The sequence below is a fragment of the Micromonospora sp. NPDC047527 genome (assembly GCF_040643015.1).
Classification (GTDB): Bacteria; Actinomycetota; Actinomycetes; order Mycobacteriales; family Micromonosporaceae; genus Micromonospora.
This window is the reverse complement of record NZ_JBEYTK010000001.1, coordinates 1,788,580-1,801,018: the sequence shown is the minus strand read 5'-3', so window position 1 is coordinate 1,801,018 and position 12,439 is coordinate 1,788,580. Positions and strand designations below refer to the sequence as shown.

9 protein-coding genes are annotated in these 12,439 nt (G+C 72.4%); 2 read left to right on the top strand and 7 right to left on the bottom strand.

Annotated features, from left to right (window positions below):
• The 7 genes from ABZ808_RS07965 to ABZ808_RS07935 are packed head-to-tail and all read right to left on the bottom strand — an operon-like array spanning position 1 to position 8,325.
• The gene (locus ABZ808_RS07965; RefSeq protein WP_357002416.1) at positions 1-768 is read right to left on the bottom strand and encodes an SDR family oxidoreductase; all 768 of its coding nucleotides are present in this window, start codon (positions 766-768) and stop codon (positions 1-3) included.
• Between the two features lie 50 nt (positions 769-818).
• Entirely contained in the window at positions 819-1,271 is a 453-nt protein-coding gene (locus ABZ808_RS07960) for a MaoC family dehydratase (RefSeq protein WP_357002414.1), read from the bottom strand.
• Complete coding sequence (locus ABZ808_RS07955) at positions 1,268-2,023, bottom strand: SDR family oxidoreductase (RefSeq protein WP_357002412.1); 756 nt, start codon at positions 2,021-2,023, stop codon at positions 1,268-1,270. Before ABZ808_RS07955 ends, ABZ808_RS07960 begins: the two co-directional genes overlap by 4 nt.
• Positions 2,016-2,804, bottom strand: coding sequence for an SDR family oxidoreductase (locus ABZ808_RS07950; RefSeq protein WP_357002410.1), 789 nt, complete (start codon positions 2,802-2,804; stop codon positions 2,016-2,018). The genes ABZ808_RS07955 and ABZ808_RS07950 overlap by 8 nt, the downstream gene beginning before the upstream one ends.
• 10 nt (positions 2,805-2,814) lie before the next feature.
• Positions 2,815-3,789: an NADPH:quinone oxidoreductase family protein gene (locus ABZ808_RS07945; protein ID WP_357002408.1), complete on the bottom strand. Its 975-nt coding sequence runs from the start codon at positions 3,787-3,789 to the stop codon at positions 2,815-2,817.
• Positions 3,790-3,818: 29 nt separating this feature from the next.
• Positions 3,819-7,097, bottom strand: coding sequence for a carboxyl transferase domain-containing protein (locus ABZ808_RS07940; RefSeq protein WP_357002405.1), 3,279 nt, complete (start codon positions 7,095-7,097; stop codon positions 3,819-3,821).
• 16 nt (positions 7,098-7,113) lie between these two features.
• Positions 7,114-8,325 carry an acyl-CoA dehydrogenase family protein gene (locus tag ABZ808_RS07935; protein ID WP_357002403.1) on the bottom strand — a complete coding sequence of 404 codons (1,212 nt, stop codon included), beginning with the start codon at positions 8,323-8,325 and terminating at the stop codon, positions 7,114-7,116.
• Positions 8,326-8,504: 179 nt separating this feature from the next.
• Between ABZ808_RS07935 and ABZ808_RS07930 the strand changes: the two genes are divergently transcribed.
• Both ABZ808_RS07930 and ABZ808_RS07925 read left to right on the top strand, forming a co-directional pair.
• Entirely contained in the window at positions 8,505-9,668 is a 1,164-nt protein-coding gene (locus tag ABZ808_RS07930) for an acetyl-CoA C-acyltransferase (RefSeq protein ID WP_357002401.1), read from the top strand.
• Positions 9,669-9,672: 4 nt separating this feature from the next.
• On the top strand, positions 9,673-12,438 hold the full coding sequence (locus ABZ808_RS07925; protein ID WP_357002399.1) for an AMP-binding protein: 2,766 nt from the start codon (positions 9,673-9,675) through the stop codon (positions 12,436-12,438).
• The last annotated feature ends 1 nt before the right edge of the window (position 12,439 follow it).

Below are 12,439 nucleotides of genomic sequence, written 5' to 3'. Positions count from 1 at the left end.
TCAGGCGCCGACCGGGTCGACGGCGGAGCCGGTGAGCAGTTGCCCACCATCGACGAGGACGGTTTCCCCGGTGATCCAGGACGCCGAGCGGGAGGCCAGAAAGACCACCAGCTCCGCCACGTCGACGGGTTCGCCGATCCGCCCGAGCGGGGTCACGGCGTTCACGTCGGCCTCGTTCTCCTTCCACAGCGCCTCGGCCAGCCGGGTCCGCACCACGCCCGGCGCGACGGCGTTGACCCGTACCCCCGGCGCGAGTTCCAGGGCCAGTTGCCGGGTCAGGTGGATCAGCGCCGCCTTGGAGACGTGGTAGAGGCCGAGATCGGGGCTCACCGCCATGCCGCCCAGCGACGCCACGTTGACGATCGCGCCGCCGTTGTCGCGCATCCACAGCCGCCAGGCCAGCGAGGTCCACAACAGCGGACCCCACAGGTTGACGTCCATCAGCTTCGCGAAGCGCCCGTGGTCCTGCTCGACGACCGGTCCGAACGCCGGGTTCGTCCCGGCGTTGTTCACCAGCACGTCGATGCGTCCGAAGTGCTCCAGGGTGGCCTCCAGGCAGGCCTGGGCCCGGTCCTCTCTGGTGACGTGCGCGCCGAACCCGAGCGCCCGTTCGCCGAGCGTGGCGGCGGCTGCCTCGGCGGCCTCGGCGGTACGGGCGGTGAGCACCACGTTCCCGCCACGGTCGTGCCACTCCCGGGCGACGGCGAGACCGATCCCGCGCGACGCGCCGGTGACCACGGCGGTTCGGCCCTCGAAAGAATCCTGCACGCGATTCGCTCCTGTTTCTGAGTTCCGGGTCAGGGATCGATGAGTTCGGGTCAGGGGACGAGCAGTGAGATGGCGGCGACCACACATGCCGGCGGCCCGCCCGCCTCCAGGTCGATCTGGATGTCCGAGGTGACCTGGAAACCGCGCCGGGCCTCGTGCACCCCGGTGAGGGTCACCCCGGCACGGATCCGCGAGCCGACGGGCACCGGGGCGGGGAACCGCAGCCGGTCCGAGCCGTAGTTCACGCCCATGCTCATCCCGTCCACCCGGTACACCTGCGCGGCCAGCGTGGGGATCAGCGACAGGGTGAGGAAGCCGTGCGCGATGGTCGCGCCGAACGGCCCGCCGGCTGCCCGCTCCGGGTCCACGTGGATCCACTGGTGGTCGCCGGTGGCCTCGGCGAACGTGTCGACCTGCCGCTGCGTGACGAGGTGCCAGTCGCTGTGGCCCAGGTGCTCGCCGACCGCCGCGCGCAACTCCTCGATGCCGGTGAAGACCCTCATCGCTGCGGCCCGCCCGCCACGTCGAGCACCTGGCCGCTGATGTAGCCGGCCCGTTCCCCCAGGAAGAACGAGACCGCCTCGGCGATGTCCTGCGGCTGCCCCACCCGGCGGACCGGGATCCCGGCCGCCGCCTCGGCGATCAACTCGTCGAACGGGCGGCCGATCCGGCGTGCGGTCGCCGCTGTCATCTCGGTCTGCACGAAGCCCGGCGCCACCGCGTTCGCGGTGATCCCGAACGGGCCGAGCTCGATGGCGAGCGTCTTGGTCAGGCCCTGCAACGCCGCCTTCGCCGCCGAGTAGTTCGCCTGACCCCGGTTGCCGTACGCCGAGGTGCTGGACAACGAGACGATCCGCCCCCACCGCTGCCGGACCATGTGCGCCTGGACCGCCCGGCTCATCAGGAAGGCGCCCCGGACGTGCACCCCGAGAACCGTGTCCCAGTCGGCGGAGGACATCTTGAACAGCAGGTTGTCGCGCAGGACGCCGGCGTTGTTGACCAGCGCCACCGGTGGGCCCAGCCGCTGCGCGATCTGCTCGACACCGGCCTCGACGGCCGCCTCGTCGGACACGTCCGCGACCACCGCGTACGCGGGGACTCCCCGCTCGCCCAGGTCGGCCACCATCGTGTCGCATCCGTCGGCGTCCAGGTCCCAGACGGCCACGGCGTAGCCGTCCGCGCCGAGCCGGCTGGCCACAGCCGCCCCGATTCCGCGTGCCGCCCCGGTGACGACGGCTACCTTGCGCTCAGCCATGGTGCACCGCCGCCGTGTCGTCGAAGCGCTTCTGGAGCTTGCGCATGCCGGTCAGCCAGGCGTCGGTCCGGGCCGCGCGGTTTTCGTAGTATCGCTGCACCTCGGGGTGCGGGAGGATCAGGAACCGGTCATCGTGCAACGCCTCCCAGACCACCTCGGCGACCTGCTCGGGCTCCAGCGCGACGTCGTGGCTCAGCAGGTCCCGGAACTCGCCCGAGTCGTCGAGCATCTTCGTCCTCACCCCCTGCGGGCAGAGCGCCTGCACGGTGATGCCGCGATGCCCGTAGGTGACCGAGAGCCACTCGGCGAACGAGACGGCCGCGTGCTTCGACACCGAGTACGGCGCGCTGCCCAGCATGGTGAGCAGCCCCGCCGCCGAGGCGGTCACCACGAACCGGCCGCCGCCCGATTCCAGCCAGCCGGGGATCAGCGCGCGTGCCGCGCGGACGTGGGCCATGACGTTTACCTCGATGGCGGTGTGCCAGTCGGCGTCGGGTGTGTCGATGCCCTTCCCGACACCGACCCCGGCGTTGGCGAAAAAGACGTCGACCCGGCCGGCGGCGCTCAGCAACCGCGCCACGCCCTCGTCGGTCGACACGTCGCCGCCCACCGCCACGCCGCCGACCTCGGCCGCGACCCGTTCGGCCGCGGCGGGGTCCAGGTCGCCGACGACGACGCGGGCGCCCTGGGCCGCCATCTTTCGGGCGATCGCCCGGCCGATACCGTTGCCGCCGCCGGTGACCACCACGCACCGGTCGCGGACCAGATCCTGTTCACTCATGCGTACGTCCTCAGTTGGGGTTGTTGACCAGCACGACCTTGCCGACGGTGCGGCGGTCGCCGAGATTGGCCAGGGCGGACGGGGCGGCGCTCATCGGGAGCACCTCACTGACCAGGGGATCGACGAGCCCCTGGTGCCACAGCTCGACCAGCCGCTCGTGGGTGCTGGCGATCACGGCCGGGTTCTTGACGTGGTACAGCCCCCAGTACAGGCCGACCACGCTGTAGTTCTTGATCAGGGCGTGGTTGGTGGGCGCCTGGGCGATCCGGCCGCCCGCGAAGCCGACCACGACGATCCGGCCCTCGAAGGCGACGCACCTGCGGCTCTTGTCGAAGACGTCGCCGCCGACCGAGTCGTAGATGACGTCGGCGCCGGCCCCGCCCGTGACCTCCTTGACCACCGGCACGAAGTCCTCGGACAGGTAGTCGACGACCACGTCCGCGCCGAGGTCCCGGCACACCCGCACCTTGTCCGGCCCGCCCGCCGTGGCGATCACCCGGGCGCCCGCCGCCTTGCCGATCTGGATCGCCGCCGACCCGACGCCGCCGGCGCCGGCGTGCACCAGCAGCCACTCGCCGGGCTCCAGCCGGGCTCGGGTGTGCAGGCCGACGTAGCCGGTCTGGTAGGTGATCAGCATGGACGCCGCCTTCTCGGCGGGCAGGTCGTCCGGGATGGCGAACACCCGGTGCGGCGCGACGACCACCTGTTCGGCGAGCCCGCCGTACGGCAGTTCGGGTGCGGCCAGCACCCGTTCGCCGGCCCTCGGCCCGTCCACGATGCGCCCGCACACCTCCGCGCCGGGCGTGAACGGGAGTTCTGGCTTGTCCTGGTACTCGCCCCGGCACAGCAGCACGTCGGGGAAGTTCAGGGCCACCGCCTCGACCGCGACCCGAAGTGCGCCGTCGGGCGCCGGGGGCGGCGGCACGTCGGTCCACTCCAGGACGTCCGCGGGCTCGCCCAGCCGGGTCACCTGCCACGCCTTCATTCGGCCTCCTCCTTGTCCTGCCGGCCCGGTCACCATGCGGGGACCAGGGGCCGCTTCTTCCCGGCCCGGGGCGCCGGCGGCGGTGCCGCGTCCAGCACACCGGTGATCCGGTCCCGGGTCTGCGCCGGGTCGATCACGTCGTCCACTTCGAACACGCTGGCGATGTTCAGTGCGCTGCCTCGTTCGTACATCTGCGCCACCAGCCGCTGGTAGAGCGTCTCGCGCTCGTCCGGGTCGGCGACCGCGTCCAACTCCTTGCGGTAGCCGAGCCGTACCGCGCCCTCCAGGCCCATTCCGCCGAACTCGCCAGTGGGCCACGACAGTGTCAGCTCCGGCTCGTAGAAGCCGCCGCGGGCCATTGCCTGCGCGCCCAGCCCGTACCCCTTGCGCAGCACCACCGTGACCATCGGCACGGTCAGGCTGGCGCCGGCCAGGAACATCCGACCGAAGTGCCGCACCTGCGCGGTCTCCTCGGCCGCCGGGCCGACCATGAAACCCGGCGTGTCGCAGAGCGAGACGATCGGCAGGTCGAACGCGTCGCAGAGTTCCATGAACCGGGCGGCCTTGCTGCCGCCCTCGGCGTCGATGGCGCCGCCGAGGTGGCGCGGGTTGTTGGCGATGAGCCCCACCGCGCGGCCCGCTATCCGGATCAGCGCGGTGATCATCCCGACGCCGTGCTCGCGTCGGAGTTCCAGCACCGAGTCCCGGTCGGCCAGCGTGTCGATCACGGTGCGGACGTCGTACGTCCGCCGTCGGTTCTCCGGCACCGCGTGGCGCAACGCGCGCTGGTCCGGCTCCTCCCAGGTGTCGAGCCGGCCCTGGAAGTAGGAGAGGTATCGGCGGGTGGCGTGCACGGCCGCCGCGTCGTCGGGGACCACCAGGTCGACCACGCCGTTGACGGCGTGTACCGAGGTCGGCCCGATCTCCTCCGGGCGGTACACGCCGAGGCCGCCACCCTCGATCATCGCCGGCCCGGCCATCCCGATGTTGGCGTCCGGGGTGGCCACGATGAAGTCGCTGCACGCGACAAGGGCGGCGTTGCCGGCGAAGCACTTGCCGGTCACCACCGACACCGTCGGCACCAGCCCGCTGAGCCGGGCGAGCAGGGCGAACGCGCGGGTGTCCAGGTTGGCCACGCCCGGGTTCTCGGTGTCGCCCGGACGACCGCCCCCACCCTCGGCGAACATGACGACCGGCCAGCGGTTGCGTTCGGCCAGTTCGAAGAGCCGGTCCTTCTTGCGGTGCCCGTTGTAGCCCTGGGTGCCGGCCAGCACGGTGTAGTCGTAGGCCATCACCACGCAGCCGGCGCGGTTGATCTGGCCGACGCCGGCCACCAGACCGTCGGCGGGGGTCCGGTCGATCAGGTCGTCGAGGCTGCGCCGGGCCCGCTGACCGGCGAGGACCAGCGAGCCGTACTCGGCGAAGCTGCCCGGGTCGCAGAGGTCGGCGAGGTTCTCCCGGGCGGTGCGGTGCCCGCGGTCGTGCCGCTTCGCCACGGCGTCCGGCCGCGCCTCGTCGCGGGTCTTGTGCTGCCGGTCCAGGACGCGCCGCAGGTCGGGGCGGATCAGGTCCGGGTCGGCCTCGGTGATGGTGTCCACCGCCGTCGCCGCGACCTCGCCGGCCAGCAGCGAGGCGAGCACCGTGCCGGGGTGCACGGTCTGGCCGACGGTGACCAGCAGTCGGTCCACCACGCCGCTCACGCCGGCCTCGACCTGGTGCTCCATCTTCATCGCCTCGAGTACGACCAGGACGGACGTCGCGGTCACCTGGTCGCCCTCGACCGCCGGGACCGCGATGACCGTGGCCTCCATCGGCGCCCGGACCGCGATCCCGTCCTCGTCCCGCTCCGGCTCGGGTGCGACGGCCGGGTCGGCGTCGACGCCCGGGAACCACAGCGGCTCGCCATCCGGCGCGGCGGTCAGGTCGGCGGCGTGCTCGTCGAGGAAGGCGGTGGTGGCGGTCCCGTCGGTCACCTCAGCCCGTCGCAGAAGCCGCCCGAGTACGCCGATGTTCGTGTCCACGCCCTCGACGCGGAACTCCGCGAGCGCCCGGGACGCCTTGCGCCGCAGCACGGCCGGGTCGCCGCCGGGTTCGTGGACGACCACCTTGGCCAGCAGCGAGTCGTACCCGGTGCCGACCCGGTAGCCGGCGTAGCCGTGGGTGTCGGTGCGTACGCCCCGGCCGGCGGGCGGGTCGAAGGCGGTGAGTACGCCGGTGGCGGGCAGGCTGCCGCCGTCCGGGCGGGCCGTCTCGGTGGTCACCCGCAGCTGGATCGCCGTTCCGGCCGGCTCCGGCGCGGGGCCGGCAAGACCGATCGCGGCCAGATCCGCCCCGGCGGCCAGGCGTAGCTGGATCTCCACCAGGTCGACGCCGAACACCTGCTCGGTGACCGTGTGCTCCACCTGCAACCGCGGATTGGCCTCCAGGAAGACGAAGTCGTCCTTGCCGACCAGGAACTCGACCGTGCCGACCCCGCGGTAGCGCAGACCGCCGGCCAGGCGTACCGCCGCACTGCGCAACGCGTCGCGCAGCTCCGGGGTCAGCCCGGGCGCCGGGGCGAGCTCCACCACCTTCTGCCGGCGTCGTTGCAGGCTGCAGTCCCGGTCACCGAGGGCGACGGCCGCGCCGGTCCCGTCACCGACGATCTGCACCTCGATGTGCCGGCGGCCGGTGAGCAACCGCTCGGCGTAGAGGGTGCCGTCGCCGAACGCGCCGAGCGCCTCGGACCGGCAGCGCTCGAACGCGGCGGCCAGATCGGCCGGGTCGGTGACCGGCCGCATTCCGCGTCCGCCGCCCCCGGCCACGGCCTTGAGCATGATGCCCTCCGGCGCGCCGGCCAGGAACGTCGCCGCTTCGTCCGGCGTGGCCGGCCCGGTCGCCGGCACCACGGGGATACCGGCCGACTCCGCCGCCGCGCGGGCCGCGGTCTTGTCGCCCAGCACCCGCAGCACCTGCGGTGCCGGGCCGACGAACACCAACCCGGCCTCGGCGCAGCGGCGCGCGAACTCGGCGTTCTCGCTCAGGAACCCCCAGCCGGGGTGCAGGGCCGTGGCTCCGGCAGCGTGGGCGGCCTCGATCAGCGCGTTCTGATCGAGGTACGCCCCGACTCCGGCGCCGGGCAGCGGCACCGCCTGGTCCGCCCGGCGTACGTGCAGGCAGCGGTCGTCGTCGGCGGCGTACACCGCCACCGACGGCACGGCGAGGTCGGCGAGCGTCCGAAGCACACGGACGGCCACCTCGCCCCGGTTGGCCACCAGCACGCGATCCGGGTAGATCCCCACGGTCAGCTCCTCTGCGTTGTCGCCCACGCCGTCATCGTCCCGGTCAGGCGGATGTCTGCGCCTGCAGCTCCGCGCGGGCGATCGAGCGCCGGTGCACCTCGTCCGGGCCGTCGGCGAAGCGCAGCGTGCGCTGGTGGGCGTACATGCTGGGCAGTGGGGTGTCCGGTCCGAGGCCGGCGGCGCCGAACGCCTGGATGGCGTGGTCGAGCACGCGGAGCGCGACGTTGGGAGCGATGACCTTGATCCCGGAGATCTGGGTCCGCGCGGCCTTGTTGCCCTGGGTGTCCATCAGCCAGGCGGTGTAGAGCGTGTAGAGCCGCGCCTGGTCGATCTCGATCCGCGCGTCGGCGATCCACCGCTGGATCTGGCCCTGCTCGGAGAGCGGGCCGCCGAACGCCACCCGGGACGTCACCCGCTGGCAGAGCAGCTCCAGGGCGCGCTCGGCCGCCCCGATCGAGCGCATGCAGTGGTGGATCCGGCCCGGCCCGAGCCGCGCCTGGGCGATCGCGAAGCCGCCGCCCTCCTCGCCCAGCAGGTTCGTCACCGGCACCCGGACGTTTTCGAACGTGATCTCGCAGTGCCCCTCCTGATCCTGGTAGCCCATGACGGTGAGGCTGCGGACGAGGGTGACGCCGGGGGTGTCCAGCGGCACGAGGACCATGCTCTGCTGCCGGTAGGTGGGGCCGTCGGGGTCGGTCTTGCCCATCACGATGGCGAGCTTGCACCGGGCGTCGCCGGCCCCGGAGATCCACCACTTGTGGCCGTTGATGACGTACTCGTCGCCGTCGCGGACGATCGAGCACTGGATGTTGCGGGCGTCGGAGCTGGCCACTGCCGGTTCGGTCATCGCGAAGCAGGAACGGATCTCGCCCTCCAGCAGCGGCTGGAGCCACTGCTTCTGCTGCTCCTCGGTGCCGAACATGGTGAGCAGTTCCATGTTCCCGGTGTCCGGGGCCGAGCAGTTCAGCGCCTGCGAGGCGATGTGCGAGCGGCCCAGGATCTCGGCCAGCGGCGCGTAGTCGAGGTTCGACAGGCCCTCGGTCCACTGGGTCTTGTGCGGCAGGAACAGGTTCCAGAGGCCGCGGGTGCGCGCCTCGCGCTTCAGCTCCTCCATCACCGGAGGGAAGAAGTGCGGGTCGCCGCTGTCGGCGAGCTGTTGCCGGTACACCGGCTCGGCCGGATAGACGCACTCGTCCATGAACGTCAGCAGGGTTTCTCGCAGGGCGGCGGAGGTGGGCGAGTAGGCGAAGTCCACGGGGAGCTCCAAGCGTCGTCGAGCGGACCGGTCGGAAGCGGAGGTGAGTCCGGGTCTCCGACGATCCGGATGGTTGCGTCGGCCCGGTCCCGGTGCTCAAATTAGATCCGACGTCGACGTCGGCGTCAAGAAATCGGACAGGTCCGTTCGCGGGCCTTTTCGCGACGAATGGAGACGACGTGGCGCCAGCCCGGGAAGCAGTCATCGTGGCCACCGCACGGACGCCGGTCGGTCGTGCCCACAAGGGGTCGCTCCGTCAGGCACGGCCGGACGACCTGGCCGGATTCGCCATCGCGCAGGTCCTGGAGAAGGTCCCCGCGGTCACCCCCGACCAGATCAGCGACGTGATCGTCGGCACCGCGAACCCGGCGGGGGAGCAGGGCCTGAACATCGGTCGACTGGCCGCGCTGCTGGCCGGGCTGCCCGACACCGTCACCGGCACCACCGTCAGCCGGGGGTGCGCCTCCTCGCTGGACGCGATCCGGATCGCGGCCAACGCGATCATGGCCGGCGAGGGCGACGTGTACGTCGCGGGCGGCGTCGAGAGCGTCTCCCGGACCTCCAGCGCGCACATCGACGACGCGGCCATGAACCCCCGCTTCGGCGTCGACCTCCTGCCGGACGCGTACATCACGATGGGGCGTACGGCGGAGAACGTGGCCGAGCGGTTCGACATCTCCCGCGCCCGGATGGACGAGTACGCCAAACTCTCCCAGGACCGCGCTGTCGCCGCCCGCGACCGCGGCTTCTTCGCCCGGGAGATCAGCCCGTACACGCTGGCCGACGGCACGTTCGTGGAGCAGGACGACTGCCCGCGCGCCAACGTCGACCTCGACGTGCTGGCCGGACTTCCCACCCCGTTCAAGGTGGACGGGCGGGTCACGCCCGGCAACTCCTGCCCGCTCAACGACGGCGCGGCGGCCGTCGTGGTGATGTCCGCCGAGCGTGCCCGCGACCTGGGGATCGAGCCCATGGCGCGGATCCTGGGCTGCGCGATCACCGGCCTGGAACCGGAGATCATGGGAGTCGGCCCGATCGAGGCGGTGCGCCGGCTGCTCGACCGCACCGGGCTGACCGTCCGGGACGTCGACGTGCTGGAGCTCAACGAGGCGTTCGCGGCGCAGGTGCTGGCGGTCGTGGACGCCCTGAAGATCTCGGTGGAGGACCAGCTCAACCCGCACGGCGGCGCGATCGCCCTGGGTCACCCCTTCGGCATGACCGGTGCCCGGATCATGACCACGCTGCTCAACGGGCTCGAGGCCACCGGCGGTACGGTCGGCGTCGAGACGATGTGCGTCGGCGGCGGGCAGGGGATGGCCATGGCTGTCGAGCGGATGGCGTGACGCGATGACGTACCCCACGGCTCACGCGCTGCGGTGGCCGGATCGACCGGCCGTCGTGATCGCCGAGACCGGTGAGACCCTCACCTATGGTCAGTTGGACGACGCCTCCCGCCGGCTGGCCCGGGCGATGTGGGACGCCGGCCTGCGTCCGGGCGACCACGTCGCCCTGATGATGGCGAACCACCTCAGCTTCCTGGAGGTGTACTGGGCGGCGATGCGCTCCGGGCTCTTCCTCACCCCGGTCGGCACGTCGCTGACCGCCGAGGAGGCGTCCTGGATCGTCGACAGCTGCGAGGCCAAGGCCCTGGTGGTGGACGCGGCGGCGCCTGCCGCGGGGGCCCTCGCCGCCGCTGCGGGGACGGTGCTGCGGCTGGCGGTCGGTGGCCCGCTGGAGGGCTTCGACGACTACGCCGAGACGCTCGCCAGGTCGTCCGCCGAGCCGCTGGAGCACGAGCCGCTGGGCGTCGCGATGGTCTACAGCTCCGGCAGCACCGGGCGGCCCAAGGGGGTCCGTCGCAAGCTGTCCGGCCGCACCGTGCAGGAGGGGCACCCGCATTTCCTGCGCTGGCTGAGGGAGTTGTGGAAGTTCACCGACGACTCGGTCTTCCTGACTCCGGCCCCGCTGTACCACGCCGCGCCGCTCTCGTTCTCCAGCACCGTCACGGCGGCGGGCGGCACCGTCGTGCTGATGCGCAGGTTCGATGCGGACGCCGCGCTGGCCGCGATCGAGCGGTACGGCATCACGCACGCGCTGATGGTGCCCACGATGTTCGTCCGCCTGCTGCGGGTGCCCGCCGACCGGCGCCGGACGGCCGTGCTCGACTCGCTGTCCGTCATGATCCACGGTGCCGGACCGTGCGCCGTCGACGTCAAGCGCCAGATGATCGACTGGCTGGGGCCGATCCTGCTGGAGTACTACGCCGGCAGCGAGGACAACGGCACCACCTTCATCGACTCGCCGGAGTGGCTGGCGCACCCCGGGTCGGTGGGCCGCGCCATCGCCGGCTGCCGCGTGCACATCTGCGGCCCCGAGGGCGACGAGCTGCCGTCCGGACAGGACGGACTGGTGTACTTCGAATCCGAGGGCGGCCGGTCCGAGTTCGAGTACGTCGGTGGGGCCGACAACTCGGCGGCCCGGCACCCGGTACGCCCGGAGTGGTCCACGCTCGGCGACATCGGGCACCTCGACGACGCGGGCTACCTCTACCTCACCGACCGGCGGGACTATCTGATCATCTCCGGAGGCGTGAACGTCTCGCCGCAGGAGATCGAGAACGCGGTGATCGGTTATGAGCCGGTGGTCGACGTCGCGGTGTTCGGCGTCCCGGACGAGGAGCTGGGTGAACAGGTCGTGGCGGTGGTCCAGCCGGTCGATCCGACGACCGACCACGACGAACTCGTGGCCGGGTTGCTCGCGTACCTGGCCGGGCGGCTGGCCCGGCACAAGATTCCGCGTTCGGTGTTCGTGGTGGAGGCCCTGCCGCGGCTGCCCACCGGCAAGCTTGCCAAGAACCGCCTGCGGGAGCGGTACCTGCCCGTGCGCGGCCTGGAAGCCGGCGTCGGGCTACCGGAGTTCCGAGCCTCCGTACGCGCGTTGCTGCAACGGGAGCTCCCGCCGGGCTGGAGCGGCCTCGGGGCGCTCGGGAGCGACGAACTCCACCCCTGGATCGCGCGCTGGCGCACGGTTCTGGCCCGGCACCGCCTGCTCGCCCCGGGCTGGCCGGTCGAGCACGGCGGGCTCGGTCTGACCCCGGACCAGCAGGTGGTGCTCCAGGAGGAGTTCGCCCGAGCCGCGGTGCCGAGCGGCAGCGGTAACGACCCGTTCGGCATCGACATGCTCGGCAACACGCTGCTCGCGCTCGGAACGCCCGAACAGCAGGCCCACTACCTGCCCCGGATCCTCGACGGCACCGACGTGTGGTGCCAGGGCTTCTCCGAGCCGGGCGCCGGGTCCGACCTTGCCGCGGTACAGACCCGCGCGGTGCTCGGGTCCGACGGGCGCTGGCGGCTCACCGGGCAGAAGATCTGGACCTCGAACGCGCACCTGGCGTCCTGGATCTTCGTGCTGGCCCGCACCGGGACCCGCGCCGATCGGCACCGTGGCCTGACCTTCCTGCTCGTGCCACTGGACCAGCCGGGCGTCGAGGTCCGCCCGATCCGGCAACTCTCCGGCGCCTCCCACTTCAACGAGGTGTTCCTCACCGACGCGGTGGCCGCCGACGTGGTCGGTGCGGTCGGTGCGGGCTGGGCGGTGGCCATGGCGCTGCTCGGCCACGAGCGCGGGCAGTCCGCCACCACCCAGGCCATCCGCTACCGCGCGGAGTGGGAGCGGCTGGTCCGCACCGCACGCGAGAACGGCATGCTGGAGCGGGCCTGGGTCCGCGACGGCCTGGCCGCCGCGTACGTCCGGATCGAGGTGATGGACGCGCTCGGCCGGCGGCTGGCCGGCGGCGGGCTCACCGGGGTCGACGCGGCAGGGGACGCCGCCCTGTTCAAGTTGCAGTGGAGCGCGCACCATCAGGCGGTGACCGAGCTCGCCCTGGAGATCCTCGGGCCGGAGGCCACCACGCCGACCGGGCGCGTGCTGGAGTTGGGCTACGGCGGCCCGGACGCGGCCGGGGCGCCGATCAGCTCGGCCTCGTGGGTCGACATCTTCTACAACGCCCGACCCGGGACCATCTACGCCGGCACCACGCAGGTGCTGCGCAACGTGGTGGCCGAGCGCCTGCTCGGGATGCCGAAGGAGGTGCGGCCGGCCGGCCCGCCCTGAG

Coding starts and splice junctions, on each gene's coding strand:
- ABZ808_RS07960 (WP_357002414.1), bottom strand. CDS start 1,271: ATGAGGGTCTTCACCGGCATCGAGGAGTTGCGCGCGGCGGTCGGCGAG.
- ABZ808_RS07955 (WP_357002412.1), bottom strand. CDS start 2,023: ATGGCTGAGCGCAAGGTAGCCGTCGTCACCGGGGCGGCACGCGGAATC.
- ABZ808_RS07950 (WP_357002410.1), bottom strand. CDS start 2,804: ATGAGTGAACAGGATCTGGTCCGCGACCGGTGCGTGGTGGTCACCGGC.
- ABZ808_RS07945 (WP_357002408.1), bottom strand. CDS start 3,789: ATGAAGGCGTGGCAGGTGACCCGGCTGGGCGAGCCCGCGGACGTCCTG.
- ABZ808_RS07925 (WP_357002399.1), top strand. CDS start 9,673: ATGACGTACCCCACGGCTCACGCGCTGCGGTGGCCGGATCGACCGGCC.